10 protein-coding genes and 3 rRNA genes are annotated in these 19308 nt (G+C 45.0%); 12 read left to right on the forward strand and 1 reads right to left on the reverse strand.

Features of this window, described 5'->3' with window-relative positions:
- Positions 1-358 precede the first annotated feature (358 nt).
- The 4 genes from HXT29_RS00005 to HXT29_RS00020 all read left to right on the forward strand — a co-directional run bounded on the left by HXT29_RS00005 (position 359) and on the right by HXT29_RS00020 (position 7302).
- Positions 359-1886 (forward strand): 16S ribosomal RNA (locus HXT29_RS00005).
- Positions 1887-2261: 375 nt separating this feature from the next.
- Positions 2262-5322: ribosomal RNA gene (locus tag HXT29_RS00010) — 23S ribosomal RNA — on the forward strand.
- Positions 5323-5501: 179 nt separating this feature from the next.
- A 5S ribosomal RNA gene (gene rrf / locus HXT29_RS00015) occupies positions 5502-5618 on the forward strand.
- The 16S, 23S and 5S rRNA genes sit together here, the layout of an rRNA operon.
- A gap of 433 nt (positions 5619-6051) precedes the next feature.
- Positions 6052-7302, forward strand: a complete 1251-nt coding sequence (locus tag HXT29_RS00020) for a DUF6591 domain-containing protein (RefSeq protein WP_415696104.1) — start codon at positions 6052-6054, stop codon at positions 7300-7302.
- 113 nt (positions 7303-7415) lie between these two features.
- Here HXT29_RS00020 and HXT29_RS00025 read toward each other — a convergent pair whose 3' ends face one another.
- Positions 7416-7976, reverse strand: coding sequence for a hypothetical protein (locus HXT29_RS00025; RefSeq protein WP_064340724.1), 561 nt, complete (start codon positions 7974-7976; stop codon positions 7416-7418).
- A 315-nt stretch (positions 7977-8291) separates the two neighbouring features.
- Between HXT29_RS00025 and HXT29_RS00030 the strand changes: the two genes are divergently transcribed.
- From HXT29_RS00030 to HXT29_RS00065, 8 genes are all read left to right on the forward strand, one after another.
- Positions 8292-8846, forward strand: coding sequence for a cysteine hydrolase family protein (locus tag HXT29_RS00030; RefSeq protein ID WP_004106205.1), 555 nt, complete (start codon positions 8292-8294; stop codon positions 8844-8846).
- Between the two features lie 229 nt (positions 8847-9075).
- A complete protein-coding gene (locus tag HXT29_RS00035; protein ID WP_117009050.1) occupies positions 9076-11394 on the forward strand; it encodes a choice-of-anchor M domain-containing protein in 2319 nt (772 codons plus the stop codon).
- A gap of 34 nt (positions 11395-11428) precedes the next feature.
- Complete coding sequence (locus HXT29_RS00040) at positions 11429-12631, forward strand: choice-of-anchor M domain-containing protein (protein WP_174191652.1); 1203 nt, start codon at positions 11429-11431, stop codon at positions 12629-12631.
- A 13-nt stretch (positions 12632-12644) separates the two neighbouring features.
- Entirely contained in the window at positions 12645-14840 is a 2196-nt protein-coding gene (locus HXT29_RS00045) for a choice-of-anchor M domain-containing protein (protein ID WP_415696283.1), read from the forward strand.
- 51 nt (positions 14841-14891) lie between these two features.
- Complete coding sequence (locus HXT29_RS00050) at positions 14892-16607, forward strand: anchored repeat ABC transporter, substrate-binding protein (RefSeq protein ID WP_422118356.1); 1716 nt, start codon at positions 14892-14894, stop codon at positions 16605-16607.
- A gap of 20 nt (positions 16608-16627) precedes the next feature.
- On the forward strand, positions 16628-17416 hold the full coding sequence (locus HXT29_RS00055) for an anchored repeat-type ABC transporter ATP-binding subunit (protein ID WP_410295756.1): 789 nt from the start codon (positions 16628-16630) through the stop codon (positions 17414-17416).
- The gene (locus HXT29_RS00060) at positions 17416-18279 is read left to right on the forward strand and encodes an anchored repeat-type ABC transporter permease subunit (RefSeq protein WP_064340515.1); all 864 of its coding nucleotides are present in this window, start codon (positions 17416-17418) and stop codon (positions 18277-18279) included. The genes HXT29_RS00055 and HXT29_RS00060 overlap by 1 nt, the downstream gene beginning before the upstream one ends.
- A gap of 20 nt (positions 18280-18299) precedes the next feature.
- Positions 18300-19184, forward strand: a complete 885-nt coding sequence (locus HXT29_RS00065) for a lysophospholipid acyltransferase family protein (RefSeq protein ID WP_064340516.1) — start codon at positions 18300-18302, stop codon at positions 19182-19184.
- Positions 19185-19308 lie beyond the last annotated feature (124 nt).

Raw genomic sequence — 19308 nt, forward strand, 5'->3', positions numbered from 1 at the left:
GTTTTCGACACGCCGGTGTTTTGGCTTGTTTTCAATGGTTTTGGGGTGTTTGTTTTTGGTGGGTTTGCGTTTTAGCGTGGGTTGGTGTAAGTTTATCTCTTGCTGCTCAGCGCGGCTGGTTCTCCTCGGTTGAGGTTGATGGGCCGGCTGGTGTGGTGGTGGTTTGAGAACTCAAGAGCGTGTCTGTACTACTTATTAGTTAATTATTGCCAGTTCATTGCCTGCCTTGCAGATTGCAGGGTGCCTGAGAGATGGTTAAATGGTGGTGAGGTTTTTGTTGGGATGTTCTTTCCTTAAAGAATGTCTCGTCTTTTTCTTTTTAATATTGGAGCCTTTTGTTGGCTCTTCATTGAAGTTTTTCGTGGAGGGTTCGATTCTGGCTCAGGATGAACGCTGGCGGCGTGCTTAACACATGCAAGTCGAACGGGATCTAGTCAGCTTGCTGACTGGTGAGAGTGGCGAACGGGTGAGTAATGCGTGACCAACCTGCCCCATGCTCCAGAATAGCTCTTGGAAACGGGTGGTAATGCTGGATGCTCCAACTTGACGCATGTCTTGTTGGGAAAGTGTTTAGTGGCATGGGATGGGGTCGCGTCCTATCAGCTTGTAGGCGGGGTAATGGCCCACCTAGGCTTCGACGGGTAGCCGGCCTGAGAGGGCGGACGGCCACATTGGGACTGAGATACGGCCCAGACTCCTACGGGAGGCAGCAGTGGGGAATATTGCGCAATGGGGGAAACCCTGACGCAGCGACGCCGCGTGCGGGATGAAGGCCTTCGGGTTGTAAACCGCTTTTGATTGGGAGCAAGCCTTTTGGGTGAGTGTACCTTTCGAATAAGCGCCGGCTAACTACGTGCCAGCAGCCGCGGTAATACGTAGGGCGCAAGCGTTATCCGGAATTATTGGGCGTAAAGAGCTTGTAGGCGGTTCGTCGCGTCTGGTGTGAAAGCCCATCGCTTAACGGTGGGTCTGCGCCGGGTACGGGCGGGCTAGAGTGCAGTAGGGGAGACTGGAATTCCCGGTGTAACGGTGGAATGTGTAGATATCGGGAAGAACACCAATGGCGAAGGCAGGTCTCTGGGCTGTTACTGACGCTGAGAAGCGAAAGCGTGGGGAGCGAACAGGATTAGATACCCTGGTAGTCCACGCCGTAAACGGTGGACGCTGGATGTGGGGCCCATTCCACGGGTTCCGTGTCGGAGCTAACGCGTTAAGCGTCCCGCCTGGGGAGTACGGCCGCAAGGCTAAAACTCAAAGAAATTGACGGGGGCCCGCACAAGCGGCGGAGCATGCGGATTAATTCGATGCAACGCGAAGAACCTTACCTGGGCTTGACATGTGCCTGTCGACTGCAGAGATGTGGTTTCCCTTCGGGGCAGGTTCACAGGTGGTGCATGGTCGTCGTCAGCTCGTGTCGTGAGATGTTGGGTTAAGTCCCGCAACGAGCGCAACCCTCGCCCTGTGTTGCCAGCGGGTTATGCCGGGAACTCACGGGGGACCGCCGGGGTTAACTCGGAGGAAGGTGGGGATGACGTCAGATCATCATGCCCCTTACGTCCAGGGCTTCACGCATGCTACAATGGCCGGTACAACGGGATGCGACATGGTGACATGGAGCGGATCCCTTAAAACCGGTCTCAGTTCGGATCGTAGTCTGCAACTCGACTACGTGAAGGCGGAGTCGCTAGTAATCGCGAATCAGCAACGTCGCGGTGAATGCGTTCCCGGGCCTTGTACACACCGCCCGTCAAGTCATGAAAGTGGGCAGCACCCGAAGCCGGTGGCCTAACCCTTTTGGGATGGAGCCGTCTAAGGTGAGGCTCGTGATTGGGACTAAGTCGTAACAAGGTAGCCGTACCGGAAGGTGCGGCTGGATCACCTCCTTTCTACGGAGTTTTTGTGCACGCTCGGTTGAGTGTGGTTACTGGTGTGGAAAACAGTGGTTAACGTTTTATATGAGTTTGTTGGGCATGCTTTTGGGTTCCCGGATTGCCACCCCCCTTGTTTTGGGGTTGCGGTCCTTGACTCACAGGATTTCGGGTTGATGCTTTTTGAGTGTTGATGCTGGTTTTGTGGTGTTGTGGTGGTTTGAGAACTGGATAGTGGACGCGAGTAAAATGCGAGACTTTTTTGGTTTCGATTTTTTTGCTTTTATCAATTTCAACCGGCTCCTTTTGTTGGAGTCGCTTGATCGTTTTGTGATCGTTTAGTGTGATGATTTTTTGTCTAGAGAATTTTGCTGATGGGTTCTTACTTTAGTGTTTGTCACTGGTAAGGGCGTATGGTGGATGCCTTGGTAGACAGGACCGATGAAGGACGTGACGGGCTGCGATATGCCTCGGGGAGCTGCCGAGTGGGCTTTGATCCGAGGATTTCCGAATGGGGAGACCCGGCCACTGTTATGAGTGGTCACCACAGTTTTTGTGGGGGGTACGCAGGGAAGTGAAACATCTCAGTACCTGCAGGAAAGGATACTCCGTGAGTAGTGGCGAGCGAAAGCGGATCAGGCTAAACCGGGTGCGTGTGATAGCCGTCAGGTGTTGCGCATTCGGGGTCGTGGGATGGACTGTTCAGCCTCTGACGGGGTTGAGGAGAGTGATAAAATGTCGTGCTAGGTGAATGGGATTGAATTCCCAGCCGTAGAGGGTGATGGCCCCGTAGCTTGTCGTGCGATGTCTCTTTATGTTTATTCCCAAGTAGCGCGGGACTCGTGGAATCCCGCGTGAATCTGCCCAGACCGTTGGGTAAGCCTAAGTATTCCTGTCTGACCGATAGTGTACTAGTACCGTGAGGGAAAGGTGAAAAGCACCCCGGGAGGGGAGTGAAATAGTTCCTGAAACCGTGCGCTTACAATCCGTCGGAGCCTTCTTTGTGGGGTGACGGCGTGCCTATCGAAAAATGAGTCTGCGAGTCAGTGGTATGTGGCGAGGCTAACCCGGGTGGGGGAGCCGTAGCGAAAGCGAGTTTTAAAAGGCGTTTGAGTCGCATGTCCTGGACCCGAAGCGGGATGATCTAGCCCTGAGCAGGTTGAAGCGCGGGTAAGACCGTGTGGAGGACCGAACCCACCTAGGTTGAAAACTGGGGGGATGACTTGGGGTTAGGGGTGAAAGGCCAATCAAATTCCGTGATAGCTGGTTCTCTCCGAAATGCATTTAGGTGCAGCGTCGTGTTATTGCTTACAGGGGGTAGAGCTACTGGATGCTTGCGGGCCCATACCGGGTACCAATAGCAGCCAAACTCCGAATACCTGTTAGGTTTATCACGGCAGTGAGTCGGCGGGGGATAAGCTCCGTCGTCAAAAGGGAAACAGCCCTGATCGTCGTCTAAGGTCCCGAAGCGCGTGCTAAGTGGGAAAGGATGTGGAGTCGCATAGACAGCCAGGAGGTTGGCTCAGAAGCAGCCATCCTTGAAAGAGTGCGTAACAGCTCACTGGTCTAGTGGTTCCGCGCCGACAATGTAGCGGGGCTTAAGCACGCCACCGAAGACGCGGCTGCATGAATTTTGTTCATGCGGGGTAGGAGAGCGTCCTGTATGGGGTGAAGCGGCAGTGTGAACTTGTCGTGGACTTTACAGGAGTGAGAATGCAGACATGAGTAGCGAGAGACGGGTGTGAATCCCGTCCGCTGAATGACTAAGGGTTCCGGGGCCACGTTCGTCGTCCCGGGTGAGTCGAGTCCTAAGGCGAGGCCGACAGGCGTAGTCGAATGGATGAACGGGTTGATATTCCCGTACCGGTGTTACACCGTTCGAACTGAATCTGAGAGTACTAACCTTCATTTTCTTGTTGATTGCCTTTCGGGGTTGTTGATGGGTTTGTGTTGGGACTGTATCGGTAGTAGGTTAGCGTGGGAGTGACGCGGGTAGGTAGCCGGCTGCGGAGGTGGTTTTCCGTGGCTAAGCGTGTGGGCTGTCTCCTAGGTAAATCCGGGGGATGTTAAGCTGAGGCGTGATGGGTAGGCTGTAAGGCTGATTCCGGTGATCCTGCTTGCCAAGAAAAGCTTCAACGTGAGGTGTGATTCCGCTCGTACCCTAAACCGACACTGGTGGTCTGGTAGAGTATACCGAAGCGATCGGGCGAATCCTGGCCAAGGAACTCGGCAAATTACTCCCGTGCCTTCGGCATAAGGGAGACCCCTGATGGTGATATGGTTTTACATTGTTGAGCTGTTGGGGGTGGCACAAGCTAGGGGGTAGCGACTGTTTACCAAAAACACAGGAGCGTGCGAAGGCGTAAGCCGCTGTATACGCTCTGACGCCTGCCCGGTGCCGGAAGGTTAAGAGGATCCGTTAGCTTCGGTGAAGCGGTGAATTTAAGCCCCGGTAAACGGCGGTGGTAACTATAACCATCCTAAGGTAGCGAAATTCCTTGTCGGGTAAGTTCCGACCTGCACGAATGGCGTAACGACTTCCCCACTGTCTCGGCCAGGAGCCCGGCGAAATTGCAGTACGAGTAAAGATGCTCGTTAAGCGCAGAAGGACGAAAAGACCCCGGGACCTTTACTATACCTTGGTATTGTCGTTAGGTGTGGATCGTGTAGCATAGGCGGGAGGCTGTGAAGCGTGGGCGCTAGCTTGCGTGGAGTCGACAGGTGAAATACCGCTCTTTCCATATCTGGCGTCTAACCTCGACGCGTTATCCGTGTCAGGGACAGTGCCTGGCGGGTAGTTTAACTGGGGCGGTTGCCTCCTAAAGAGTAACGGAGGCGCTCAATGGTCCGCTCAGCCCGGTTGGCAATCGGGTGTTGAGTGTAATCGCACAAGCGGGCTTGACTGTGAGACTGACGGGTCGAGCAGGGACGAAAGTCGGAGATAGTGATCCGGTGCCGGCGTACGGACGTGGCATCGCTCAACGGATAAAAGGTACCCCGGGGATAACAGGCTGATCATTCCCAAGAGTCCATATCGACGGGATGGTTTGGCACCTCGATGTCGGCTCGTCGCATCCTGGGGCTGGAGCAGGTCCCAAGGGTTCGGCTGTTCGCCGATTAAAGCGGCACGCGAGCTGGGTTCAGAACGTCGTGAGACAGTTTGGTCTCTATCCTCTGCGCTCGTTGGAATGTTGAGGAGACCTGCCCATAGTACGAGAGGACCTGGGTGGACGAACCTCTGGTATGCCGGTCGTCACGCCAGTGGCGCTGCCGGTTAGCTACGTTCGGAAGGGATAACCGCTGAAAGCATCTAAGCGGGAAGCCTGCTCCAAGATAAGCATTCCTTGCACTTTAGTGTGTGAGCCCCCATGTAGAACACGTGGTTGATAGGCTAGATGTGGAAGCCCTGTAAGGGGTGGAGCTGACTAGTACTAACGGGCGATGGTGACATTCTTCCTCACTTTTACTAGTGGGGAGGGTGAGTTCCTTATGAGTATTATTCTTCTAGCGTTAATGAGTACTGAATGTTTTGCTTAACGATCAGTTGATAAAAGAGTTTTTACGCGCGTTCATGTCCGGTTCCCTAACCGCCACGTGTTGCCACTCAATGGTTTTGAGTGTATAATCTAGTTTTGCGGTGGTCATGGCTCAGGTGAGACGCCCGGTCCCATTCCGAACCCGGAAGCTAAGGCCTGACACGGCGAGGGTACTGCACTCGATAGGGTGTGGGAGACTAGCACGCTGCCGCATTATTTTTCTAGCGGGGAGTTTTTTACTCCCCGCTTTTTTCATATTCGCATACTGTTCTTCGTTTTCGTATACTGTTATCTGTAATCCTTCAAACGGGGGCGCGACGACCTGTCTGAGCGCTGCGATTTAGCGCGCGAAGGCAATTCGGAGCGGAAATTCGCTTAAGTTGGAAGTCCAGTGGACTTACAACGCGAGTTTCGTAGCGAGCACGTATAGTGCGAGTGTCGTCTCGCAAATGGAGCGTAGAGCGAGGGTTAACCCTCCAAACGTGAGAGAGTGTTCTCACAAATGGAGCAGATGTTGACGTTAAACCCTCAAAAACTCATACAACATTAATACTTAAAAGTCCAACAATTTATTTGATATTATTTATAGCAAAGCATGAGATGCATTTTCATGATATGTTCGTATCAATATTGTTAGGAGATGATGTATGAAATGTACAAGTTGCGGAATGGAGTCTTGGAATGACTTCTGCCCATACTGCGGATCAAAATTAAAGGTCGAACAATCAACGGTAGCTTCGACTTTTGAGCAAAATATTCCTGTTCCGCCGCCGCAACAGAATCTCACTGTTCCAGCAGCTACAGGTTATGGCAGCATGCATGCCAAAAAGAAAAAGCCAATTTATAAAAGATTTTGGTTTTATTTACTCAGCATAATAATAATTGTTGTTGCAATATGCGGATTCTTGAATATTAAAAAATTAGATAACGGCGTTGTTATTAATTGGAATGAGATGGTTTTAGGCTCAGAATTGCCAAATCCTCCATCTAACATGGGTAAAATCATTGAAAACTCTTCTGAAGAAATGAATGTTGATATAAACAATATTTCTGCCAAACAGTTTAATGATTATATTAAAGCTTGCAAGGATAAAGGATTTACTGTAGATTCAAAAACTGATTCTACAGAATATTCTTCTTATAACAGTGAAGGTTATAAGTTAAAATTGCTTCGTTATGAAAGCAATAATCAGCTAAGTATTGCGCTGAATGCGCCGATAGAAATGTCTCCAATTACTTGGCCATCGAGTAAAGCGGCTAATCAATTGCCTGTACCAAAATCTATATTCGGAAAGTTCTCCTACGAAAATGAGGATAGCTTCGTAGTTTATATTGGCAACACCAGTATGGAAGATTATGAGAAATATGTGAAAGCTTGCTCTGATAAAGGTTTTACAGTTAATTATAGTAAGGGAGATGATTGGTACTATGCGTACAATAATTCAGGCTGGCATTTGTCATTAAAATACGAAGGCAATAATATTATGAGCATTGGCATCAGTGCTCCAGCCAACAATCCTAAAGATAGTGGTGATTCCAATAAGTCTGATGCGAAGAAAGATGCCGCAAAGGCTGCTCCAAAGCAAGCTACTCCAAAAGCTGAACCAAAACCTAAAACTAACACGAAGCTTGTTAATGGATTGCGTAGTGATTTCAAAGCGGCAATGGATAGCTATGAAACAGTTATGGACGAATATGTTGCGTTCATGAAAAAGTATAAGAAAAATCCAACTGATAAGACTATTCTTAATGAGTACTCTGCGTATTTAGATAAATATAATGATGCAGTAAAAAAGTTCAACAATTGGCATAGCAAAGATTTGAACTCTGATGAGCTTAATTATTATGTTGATGTTCAAGCGAGAGTTTCTAAGAAACTTATAGCTGTGTCTAAATAGTATTAACTATATTTGTTTGCAAATGTAGCGATAATAGTAGGGGTCAATGTTCTAAAATATTGACCCCTACAATTATTTTGTAAACTGCTTACAATTTACAATTTTGTTTACTCTTATTTTGCATGTGCAAAATTTGAAAGTCTTGCAGCTTTCTTTTCTTTCTTTTTTATGACAATTCCAACTATTGAGCAAACTATTACAGCCACTGCCAACGGCGTATAAAGGTAATATGTAAAGCCAAAAGTATAATTATCTGAAGGAAGTGCATGACGGCTTACTGCGTCATAATTCATAAGAAGTGATGCAGCTGCCAAGATGAGTGCAAATACAATATTTGCAACAGGCTTATTTAAAAGTGTAAACAATAGTATAAGAAGTATAGATGCGATTAGTGCAATTATGAGAACAACATTTATTATTGCTTCATTCTTGAGCCAGTCATTTCCATGAGAATTATTAGCAAGACAGAAATATAACCTAAGATTTTCTAACATCGATAAATCGACAGCGTCAATATTTTTAAAACCTATTTCTTTTGCAAACAAGATGTCTGGATTTGATGTCAAAAAATTCCTGTATTCTCCGTACGATGAAGAATATGGCAGAAGCAATCCAATTAAAGCAATGCCGCTAAAAATAAGATTAATAATCTGGTGAATTTTTATTTTTTTCATATTCCCTACCTATAAAACTACTTAGTACTGTTAATTTGTTTTTTGTTTCAATATTTTATCAGTAAGATTTAAAATTTGCCGCAAGGTAGTGATTAAATGATGATAGTCGGTGCAGAAGCAAGTGAGCTTTGAGTATTCTTTGAATATTAAGGTATTGCGCCGATTGCAATTGGGCCAGCAATTGAGTTGATAATTGGGCTATCAATTGAAATAAAATCAAGCAATTAAGAATGCGGAATATTGTAACTAAAGCGATTATGCTATTGCAGTAGAGCTATTTGCGATTATTCTGTAAATTTCATACAAGGAGTAGGTATGAATAAAGCTCTTATTAACATTGATTATACGAATGATTTTGTGGCAAGCGATGGCTCTCTTACTGTGGGCGAGCCTGCGCAAAAGCTCGAAAAGCGTATTACTGAGATTTCGCAGGAATTTCTTGACGCTGGTGAGTTCGTGGTTTTTGCGATTGATACGCACCATTTGAATGATCCGTATCATCCTGAAACTAAACTTTTCCCACCTCACAATATCGCCGGAACTCACGGTCAGAAGCTGTACGGCGCGCTTGGTGATTTTTACGAAGCAAATAAAGATAAAAGCAACGTGTATTACATTCATAAAACTCGCTACTCTTCGTTTAATGGCACGGATTTGCTGATTAAGCTTCGCGAACGCCATATTGAGGAGCTGCATTTGGTGGGAGTTTGCACGGATATTTGCGTGCTTCACACTGCTGTCGATGCGTATAATCTTGGATTCAAGATTGTGGTTCACAAGGATGCCGTTGCAAGCTTTGATCCTGCAGGTCACGAATGGGCTTTGCGCCACTTTAAGACTTGCCTTAATGCGGATATTGTAGAAGGCTGAGAATTTTAGCTAAAAATATTTAAATAATTATTCAATAGTTATTGAGAATAATAGACGCTGGTTGCTTTAAGCTGCCAGCGTTTTTGTTTATTCGGAGTGTCGACTTGCTATTAATGAGAATCATTATTATTATTAATAGACGTTGTTAAAAAATCTTCCATAATTATTTGCGAAAAGAAGAGCGCATATAACGATAAGAAGATGAAGTGTAGAGAGCGAAATAGTAATTATGACTCAGGTCATTAGGAATATTGTGAAACGTGCTTTTGCAATGGCAAGTGTTGCAATACTTGCCATTGCCGTGCTCGCATCAGGATTTAGTGCAGCTTTACCGGCAGTTGCATTAGAAAATGGTAATCCTGCTGAAAAATACGATCCTACAAAAAAGGAAGTGCTAAGTCACGGCCATACAGACGTGTTTTACCCAATTCAATACAATGGTAAATTCATTATGGCCGTCGAAAAAGACGCTGCTACTTTCTTAAAGCCTGAAAACACTACTTTGCGCGTAGCTAAAAGCACGTACACTACAAAATCGCAACTTCCTGCTCTCGCTACTGAATACTACTATCTCGATAGTTCCGGAAATCAAAAAGGGAACCCTCTTTTCCCGGGTTGGGACACAGGTTATGCTGCATCTTTAGTTGGCGCATCTCACGCAGATGATGCAACAGCAGATATTGCAATTCAGCAAGTTACTGGACCAATGAACGGGCGCATTCTGCTTTGGACTACCGATGGCATTGGAAAAAATTCGAAGAAATTATCATTTGAAGAGAATGATTTAGACGACGAACCTGATACTGATGGCAGTCGATTTATGCTACCTGGCGTAATTCACCAACATACTGCTGGCCACGTGCATGCAAACTGGGGATTTACGCAGCCTGGCGTTTACAAGCTAAAAGTAGCAGCAACTATTACAAATAAGAACACTAAGAAGCAGATCACAACCGAACCTGCAGAATACACTTTTGAAGTAGAAGATACATATTCAGGCGAAGTACCTGCTTCTGGCATTACGGAAACGCTTGATTTGCACCGTCGCGGTGATTTTATTAATCCTGACGATGATGAAGAAGCGCACGAAGCTTCCAAAGATCATAAAGACACAGATAAAGACGATGGCGGCGATATGCGCATCGGCAATATTCGTGATTCCGGGCCTCATCCGCATTATCATTCATACGAAGGTTATGGTGGTTTAGACTTAAAAGTAGTTAACAAACCAAAGGGTGCTCGTATTGAGTGGAGATATGTGCGTGCTGACGAAGGTCCTGACGCGTATGGAACCACTCTTTTTGCTGAGAGATTGCAGCTTCCAGCTGAGCCTGCAATGAACAAGATGAAAGTGTATGCTCACGCAACTGAAGGTGAAACGCAAGTTGGCAAAGATACTGCGTCTGCAACCATCGCCGTTGAAGATCACGGTGCCGACGGACATCCTGTAGTAAAAGCAATTGCTCCTTATAAGCGTTTCAAACCAGGGGATACTTTACACGCGAAAACAGTATTGCTTAACCCTCATGTTGCAACCGACGGTGTTACCGGTGCGCCAATTGACGATCCGACAAGTCCAGTAACTTCCATTGTTAAAGACTATGTTTGGTTGATGAAAAAGGAAGGAGAAAGCGAATTTAAGCGCATTCCGGGTGCTGCAAGCAGCAAGTTGGAGCTAAAACTTGATGCGTCAATGCAAGGTGCAACGATTCGTCCTTCCTTAGTTTTAAAGAACGGTGAACTTTACCGTAATAAAATGTTTGATGAGTTTTGCGATTATGTTATTGAGATGAAAGGTGTTCCTCACTCTCATAACCATGATGGCGATGATGATCAAAGTGGTTCTGATTCTGAAGATGATGAGAACCCTCACGGGAAAAAGCACCATGAGAAGCGTCATAATAAGCGCAAAAATAAGACTAAGCATTTCGCTGGTGGAAAGAACTTTTTGAAAGGCGTATTCGGCGGTGCTGCAAATTCTGGACTATTCGGATCTAGCTCTAATGGTGGATTCCAATTCGAATCTAATTTCTTTAAGAAATCCAACAGAAAATTCAAGCGCACAAAGAAGAATCGCAATAAGACTAACCGCACTAATCGTAAGAATAATTCTAAAAATAATACGCAAAGTGGTGCTAGTTCTGGTTCTAGTTCTTTTACAAGAACAGAAAATTCAAGCGGAACATCGTTACATAATTCATCGCGACGAACTTCTGGCGGAACTCATACTAAGAACAAGAGCTCTAAGAAAAGTGGACAGACTATTCGTAATTTCGTGAGAACAGATAATAATTCTGGCAATAAGTCCAAAAATAGTTCTGTCAATAACCCTGATTTTGTTAAGAATACTGAACACCATGCTTTGCAAGGTGCAAGGCAATACAACGAAGAATCTGATGAAGCGTATGAAGATGATTCAGATGATACAAAAGGTGATAGTTCCTCGACTAAGTGGGTTGCGGTTGCAGCTTCAGGTGCGAGCGTCGGCTTATGCACAATAACTGGTGCATGCGGTGCTTTGGTACGTCCTAGATTGAAATTGTTGTAAATAGTATTCGTATTATTACTAGAAAGTTTAAATGATGAATTACAAACAAAATGAAACATTGCAAGTAAAACGAAAGCATGCATATTCTACTGCGTTGCTTGCGCTCATATTTTCTTTAGTAACTTTGGTTGCATCTTTATGTGCACCAAATCCAATGCAAGAAACTGCTTATGCCACTGAAGGCAATCAGCCAGTTATGATTCAAGCAGGTCATGCTGATTTTGGACCAACGCTAATCGACGGCAAATGGAAATTGAAGATTCGCGATGATACTGGTGATGAACCAGTGTGGCGAGACCCAGAAAATGTGGTATTTAAATTAGGTGGCAATTCAATAATTCCTATGCCTGATGACGCTGCCTACAGTTTTATTGGCGAAAAGCCTGGAACGAAGCTGTATGTTATTCCACAAACTCAGAATCCTGATGTGCCGTGGCTTGGTTGGAATACGCAGGAAGGTGGCGTGCTTAACGAGCTCGATCGTGGTGCAAACCTTTCGCTTGAAGGAGTAAGTGGTCCAGGCAAATTGCATGTTTACTTAGAAAATGGCAATAACAATCCACAGCAGCTTTGGGATAGTACTAAAGGTTATCCGCAAAACAGCTGGATTGAAACTAACGCTCATACTCACGTGAATTGGGTGTTTTCTAAGCCTGGAATTTATCATGTGAAGCTTACTTTTTCAGGAAAGCTTAAAAACGGACGCGCTGTAAGCGATACGCGTGTTCTTAATTTTGCAGTTGGAGATAATACCGATCCTAATGCTGCTTTAGGTGCGGGCGCTGCTGCTGGAGCAAGTGGCAGCGAAGGCGACGAAGAGGATCAAGATGAAGAAGACAACGATGAATCCACAAAAGATGAAACTAACAATCATCACAAACTCCTTCGCAACCAGCATAAGCATTCTCACAAAGTATCTGAAAAAAGTGATGATACAGCTTTAGTTCTTCAAATTGTAGGTATTTTTGTGGCTATTATTGCCGTAATTATTGTGATTTTTGTGCTAATAGCTGTAGCTAAAAGCAAGAAAGCACGAAATCTTGCGCTTGCTAAGCAAGTTTCTGCACAAGCTAATCAACAGTATGCAAATAATGCAAATTTTGTGAATAATGCAAATGGCGACAGTACTTTGTCAAATCTAGTGCGTGATCAAGAAACGACAGTGATGTCACCAATTAATAATTCTCAATATTCTCAATCAGACAATATGCAATCTGATGGTACCCAGTGGAAATAATGGTGTGACGAAAATGGTTCGTAATAGTATAAAGAAACTATCTCGCGCTTTGTTGGTGGGCATGTGCTTGTGTGGCATGATGATGGGAACTCCCGCAGCTTTTGCTGACAATGGCAGTGACGCAACTGTTGTAAGCGGAAAGAAATCTTCTAAAGATTTTGACGCAATAAAGCAAGCTAATTTTAAAGCGTGTACGGCTGCTCGCTTAGATAAAACTGCTTCACAACCTGCGGCTGATAGTAAAGCTGTAATGTGCCATGCATATAAAGGTCATACTGACGTTTTTGCAACTTTCTTTGATGCTACAAGCAGGCGCATAGTATTAGGCACCTTGGGAGATGCGTTTGAAAGTGAAGATAAAGATCACACTCGTTACGATACGAATCGACTTATTTTTGAAGTTGGTTCTAAAAATATCATGCAGCTTTCCAAAGATGAGAATGATCCGATAATAAAAGAAATCTACGCAACAACTCGCGAAGGTGTAGTCTGGTTCTTTGATCAATCTGGAGCTGGAAATACTGGTGCATTATGGCCTGGTTTAGATACTAGACCGTTATATGAGGGAGCTGGTTCTACAAAAGTTAACCCAACAGTCAAACTGTCATTAACTGGTATCGAAGCACCCCACAACGGCGAAGTTTTTATGTATACTCGCAGCGGTGACGATTATGAGAAAATGCTTGGTTCTGTTGACGGATGGCCGAAAGATGTTGACATCACTGAGACTGGTGGCAAGCATTCTCACATGTATTGGTCTTTTAACCGTCCTGGTGTGTACAAGTTAAAAATGAAGGCTACTACTACCGTTGGTGACGAGGAGCAAAGTTCTGAGCAAGTCTATACATTCCACGTCACTAATCATGATGTAACAGCTGGGGATTTTGCTGATTATGATGGCGCATCTTTTGATGGTGATGAAGATGGTGAAGATGACGAAGAAGATTCAGATGATAATGACGATTCTCAAAGTGAGGATCACAGTATTAATGTGCAACAAAGTAACGGATCTTTCTTCATTAACGGTAACAACAACACTGTGTATGTGACTCCATGGCCTGGAGCAAAAATGCAACAACAAGGACTTCTTGGAAGTAATAGAGGACTTTTTGGAAGTAATAACGGTGGTCTTATTCATGGGGAACATAACGCGAAAAGCGGAAAGCAAGATTCTCAAAGTCAGCAATCTACTTCGACAAAGTTCAAAGACATCAAGGGTGACAAACTCGTTATAGACCACGGTCATGTTGATATTGCTGTATATACTGGCGATTCAAATAAAGTTGATATGGCTGTGCAAGAAGATGTGACAGGAAGCCACGTCTTTAGAGACCCGGATACAGTTGTATTCGCAGTTGGTGATGCTGGTAAAACTAACGGCGTGTATCGTATACCGCAAACACAAATTGATGGTGTGCCATGGATGGGTTGGAATAATCAGTCTATGAATCCTCATAAGCCAACTCAATTGAGCCTAACAGGAGTTGAAGGTCCTGGAAACGTACGCGTTTGGATGTTTGGAGGTTTGGGCGGCGGAGATCAAGAGATTTTCTCCACTCAAGGAGCAACAGATTATACAATACCTGCAAATACGCATGCTCATGCGAATTGGGATTTCGACAAACCTGGATATTACACATTGCAATTCCAAGCTTCTGACGGAAATTCTACAGTAACTCGCAATATTCACGTTGCTGTTGGTGTAGATCCACAAGAAACACCAATGGGCTCTGCTGGCGGTGTTGAAAACAATGAAGAAAAGGACACCAAAAGCAAAAAAGGTGGACCTTCTGCACCTCATAATCCAGCAAAACCTGCTAATTTGCCTCATTCTGGCGGCAATCATGGCAGCCGTGGAATCGGTTTTGTCGGTGGCGGAAATTCTTTTGTTGGAGGTCGTGGTTTTGGATCAAACAATTCACGTTCTGGAAAACAATTGCCAAGAAAAGCTAAAAAGCATAAAGGTCTTGTTTCAAAAATTAGTAACAAGAGGCTCGCTAAAAGTTTGTACCGACAGAAGTTGAACGATAATGATGATGTTGTGAAGTCTGAAGCAAAAGGCGTAACAGGATTATTTAAGCGAAATCCTTTACTTGCTTATTCGCTTCTTGCTGGTGGAATTATTGCTGTGCTTGGCGTTTTGGGTGCAGGAATTTGGTATCTCTACAATCGCGGACTTATTAACTTCAACTGGCTGTTGCGCTATTAGTAGTAGGAGTGTGTAAGGGTGATTCATAGGCCCAGAAGAGTAAAGCAAACTTTGTTTTCTTCGATTGGTGCAATTGCAGTCGTCGCGCTTATTTTGCCGCTTTCTGCTTGTGGTAGTGCTAATGGGAATCGTGCAGGACATCGCGATGGTCGCATTAATGTAGTTACAACTACAGGCGTTTTGCGTGATATGGTGGCGAATGTAGCAGGGGATGCTGCAAATGTGAGTTCAATCGTACCTGATAATGCAGATCCGCACTCTTACGAGCCGCGATTGCGTTCAATCAGAGATGTTGTGTATGCGGACGTGGCTTTTAGTAATTACATGATGCTTGAGGAGCATGGTGTTATTACTGCTTTAGATGCGAATTTGCGAAAAGACGTGCCGAATGTGCAACTTGCTGAAGAAAGCGTGAAACATGCGGCGGATATTATTCCAATGGTCGAAGATGTGTCGTTGGACACTATTTGGCTTGGTCTTGCTACAGAACGTCAAACTTCGCAGACGGTTGAGGAAGCTGAAGATACTAAAGAGCAACAAAAATCTCAAGAGAAATCTGATAAGTCGCAGTCTTCTCAGGTTTCTCAATCTTCGCAATCAAACGCGCCTTCCACTGTAACGAAAGAAGGACGCGCTACTGTAATAAAGCCAAAAGCATACAACATGAAGCGTTCGGACAGGATCCGCTTAACTGCAACTAAAGTAACTGGTCCTGGTTCGCTTTTCGCTTACCTTACTGGCACTTTTGGAAGTGTAGAAACTTACGTTAATTCAGCAAACGGAATTAACGATGAAGATCATGTGGATTTGCCTGCGGACGCGCACACGCATTTAAGTTGGGCTTTTAGTAAGCCAGGAGAATATACTCTCGGTTTTCACGCAGATATGCTCAATGCTCAAAACGAGAGGGTTGCAAGTTTAGGAAACGCAACTATGCGTTTTGCTGTTGGCATTAACGCGCAGAAATTAGCGAAAAAGCGTGGAGCTAGTGTAGTTTTGAATCAAGGCCATGCAGATTTGGCTTACGATTTAGCTAAACGCGGATTTTTGTACAGAGTTGACACTTTGCAAGAAAAGCGGTCGGTTGCACCAAAGCGCGTGTATTATGAGCCGCGAGATGTAGTAGTAGAAGTGCCGACTAATGCTTTAAAAGAAATTCCAGCTGAACAAGGCTATAGATTCCTTGGATTTGCACGGCAGAAAATCTATCAACTTCCACAAGCTGTTCTTGGAAAACATGTTCACGGAGATATTGATCCGCATTTATGGCAGTCAGTGAAAAACGGAATTGCTTATGTGCGCACAATAGCTGACCGCTTGTGTGAAGTCGATCCTAAAAATGCTCGCAAATATCGCGCAAATGCGGACCGATACATTAACAAGCTATTAGATGTAGACGCGTATATGAGGCAAAAAGTGGCGTCAATTCCAAAAGAGCGTCGCAACTTGGTTACAACGCATGACGCTTTTGCATACTTAGGTAAAGCTTATGGCGTAAATATTGCGGGATTTGTAACAATCAACCCTTCAAGCGAGCCAAGCGTGCAAGATAGGCGCAGACTTTCGCAAATTTTGCGCGACTTGGAAATCCCTGCAGTGTTTTTAGAGCCGAATTTAATTTCTCGCTCGTCTGTGCTTAAAGAGCTTGCGTCTGAAGCGCATGTGAAAGTTTGCCCAATTTATGGTGACGCTTTCGACGCAAATGTGCGAACTTACGCGGATATGATGCGAGCTAACGCGGATTCTTTAGCGAAATGTTTGAAGTGAAAGTGTTAAAGGTAGTAAATATGGAAGAAAATGCAGTAATTTGCGCACACAATTTGAATATTTCGTACGGGAATCGCGCTGTGGTAAAAGACGTTTCTTTTACCATTAATAGTGGCGAATTTGTGGGATTGCTTGGTGCAAACGGTGCCGGTAAAACAACGCTATTTCGTGCAATTATGGGTTTGATTCCACATACTGGAAAACTCGAAGTGCGTGCTCCTCATATGGAAGGTGCAAAACTTAATTCTCGCGTATCTTACGTTGGGTATGTGCCACAACGTCACGATATTGCGTGGGATTTCCCACTTTCTGTTTTAGATGTAGTGATGATGGGTAGGATTCGTCATATTGGTTACGTTCGCCGCGCTAAAAAAGAAGATTACGAGATCGCATTAAACTCGCTTGAACGCACAGGAATGGCTGATTTCCAAGATCGCACGATTGGAGAACTTTCTGGAGGCCAGCGGCAACGCGTGCTTGTTGCTAGAGCATTAGCTGGAGAGCCGCGTTTACTTTTGCTCGACGAACCGTTTACTGGACTCGATATGCCTACTCAGGAGCTGCTTACCGATTTGTTCTTGAAATTGTCTGCTTCTGGTGAAGCAATTCTCATGAGCTCACACGATATTATTGGCTCAATTAACTCATGCTCGAGAATAATGCTATTTGATGGCACTATTGTGGGCGACGACGATCCGCAAAATTTGCAAACAGAACAGTGGGTACAAACCTTCCACGTAGCTCCGCAAAATCCGCTTATTAAAGCAGTTGAGCGCGTAATTGGTAAGGAAAGTGTGGTAAAAGAGTAATGTTATCTCCAATAGAATTTATACAAGATTTAACAAATCCGGACCTTTGGTTTTTGCTAAAAGCACTTATTGTAGCGTGCCTTTCTAGCGTAATTTGTGGTGTAGTTGGATGCTATGTAGTGCTTAGAGGAATGGCGTTTATTGGAGATGCTGTAGCTCACTCAGTATTCCCAGGACTTGCTATAGCCTTCGTATTGCAAGGAAATCTGCTATTTGGAGGAGCGCTCGCAGGAGTTGCAACCGCGCTAATCGTATCTATTTTTAGCCAAAACCGTAGGCTTCGCGAAGACTCATTTATTGGCGTATTTTTCGTATCTGCTTTTGCTCTTGGAATTGTGATTATTTCTAAAGCATCTGGCTACGCTGGATCCTTAGAATCCTTCTTGTTTGGCTCGATTACAGGTATTCCTGATTCAGATATTGCTGTTGTTGCTATTACTGGTTTGATTATTTTGGCTATATTATGCATGTTCCACAAAGAGCTTGTTTGCGTATCGATGGATCGAGAAACTTCGCGCGCAATGGGATTGCCGGTTGCATGGCTAGATGGAATGTTGTACGTGTTAGTGGCTATCGCTGTAGTTGTTTCCGTGCAAATTATTGGAAACGTGCTTGTGCTTGCTCTGCTTGTGACTCCTGCTGCAACTGCGCGACTGCTTACTGATCGGCTATCTAGGATGATGGTTTTAGCTCCTGTTATTGGTTGCGTTTCTTCGATTGTTGGAATGTATATTTCGTGGAGCTTTGATACAGCAACGGGCGGAACAATTGTGCTCGTAGCAACCGCTCTCTTTGTGCTCGCTTGGGCGTGCTCTCCTAAACATGGGTTGATTGCAAAAGTAGGTCGTAGCGTAGGTTTATAGCATGCTGCACAATAGAAAGCATGGTATCAAAAGGAAAACCTTCGCCAAGAAGTGCAGTAAAACCACTCAGTGATGAGCAAGTAAAGCTTTTAGCAAGTAAACACAATTTAGTTGACCCAACGTATTACTATCCGACAGGAAAACGCAAGCCAAATCAGGTAGAAATTGACGCGCAAAATCCTAAAGCCGCCGAAAGACTGCTCGAAGGAACGTCGCGCGTATTGCGTTCGCGCTGCAAAGTAAAGGCGTGGGGATTGGAAAACGTGCCAGAAGAAGGCGTGTTTATTACAGCTTGCACACACGTGACGATGTTTGACGTTTTCATACCTATGACTGCACTATTCCACCAAGGTCGTCGTCCGCGCTACATGGCAAAAGCGGAACTCGCTCACTGGCCAATCTTAGGCAAATGGTTCCAACTTGTAGGCATGCAGCCGGTTCCTCGCAGAAGCGGAAAAGCGCGAGAAATAGAAGAAGAATCTATTAAAATCCTCACCAATGGCAGACCTTTAAGTGTATGGCCTGAAGGAACAGTTACGCGCGATCCTAAAAAATGGCCTATGAGCATGAAGCCCGGAATTGGTATAATTGCTCTCGAAGCATCGCGCAGACTCGGACATCAGATTCCGCTATTTTGCGCGGTTACATGGGGCGCAGCAAGCATTAACCACTGGTGGCCATGGCCAAAGAAAAATGTTGTAATGTGCTACGATACCCAACTCGATTATGCTGACTTGCTAAAGGGGAGTGAAAATTGGGGAGAGCTACCTCCTCTTGAATCTGCTGAAGAGTTGGCTCGTCGCGTGCGTGTGCGTATGACGCAGATTATGGAAGAAATTCGTGGAGAAAAATCTCCTGCAGGATACTTCGATTACAGGCAGATGAAACGCGTTACGGAAGAATAAAAAATATACAGAAGAATAAAATAAAGTATCTTTTAAAAATCCCGTAAAGCGGCATGTGTAGAATTATGTAATAGTGTGATTACAAATAAATAGCTATACAGTAGCTTATAAAACTCACAACCGA

This window comes from Gardnerella sp. DNF00550, assembly GCF_049262685.1.
Taxonomy (GTDB): Bacteria; Actinomycetota; Actinomycetes; order Actinomycetales; family Bifidobacteriaceae; genus Bifidobacterium; species Bifidobacterium leopoldii.

Coding starts and splice junctions, on each gene's coding strand:
- HXT29_RS00020 (WP_415696104.1), top strand. CDS start 6,052: ATGAAATGTACAAGTTGCGGAATGGAGTCTTGGAATGACTTCTGCCCA.
- HXT29_RS00025 (WP_064340724.1), bottom strand. CDS start 7,976: ATGAAAAAAATAAAAATTCACCAGATTATTAATCTTATTTTTAGCGGC.
- HXT29_RS00030 (WP_004106205.1), top strand. CDS start 8,292: ATGAATAAAGCTCTTATTAACATTGATTATACGAATGATTTTGTGGCA.
- HXT29_RS00035 (WP_117009050.1), top strand. CDS start 9,076: ATGACTCAGGTCATTAGGAATATTGTGAAACGTGCTTTTGCAATGGCA.
- HXT29_RS00040 (WP_174191652.1), top strand. CDS start 11,429: ATGAATTACAAACAAAATGAAACATTGCAAGTAAAACGAAAGCATGCA.
- HXT29_RS00045 (WP_415696283.1), top strand. CDS start 12,645: ATGGTTCGTAATAGTATAAAGAAACTATCTCGCGCTTTGTTGGTGGGC.
- HXT29_RS00055 (WP_410295756.1), top strand. CDS start 16,628: ATGGAAGAAAATGCAGTAATTTGCGCACACAATTTGAATATTTCGTAC.
- HXT29_RS00060 (WP_064340515.1), top strand. CDS start 17,416: ATGTTATCTCCAATAGAATTTATACAAGATTTAACAAATCCGGACCTT.
- HXT29_RS00065 (WP_064340516.1), top strand. CDS start 18,300: ATGGTATCAAAAGGAAAACCTTCGCCAAGAAGTGCAGTAAAACCACTC.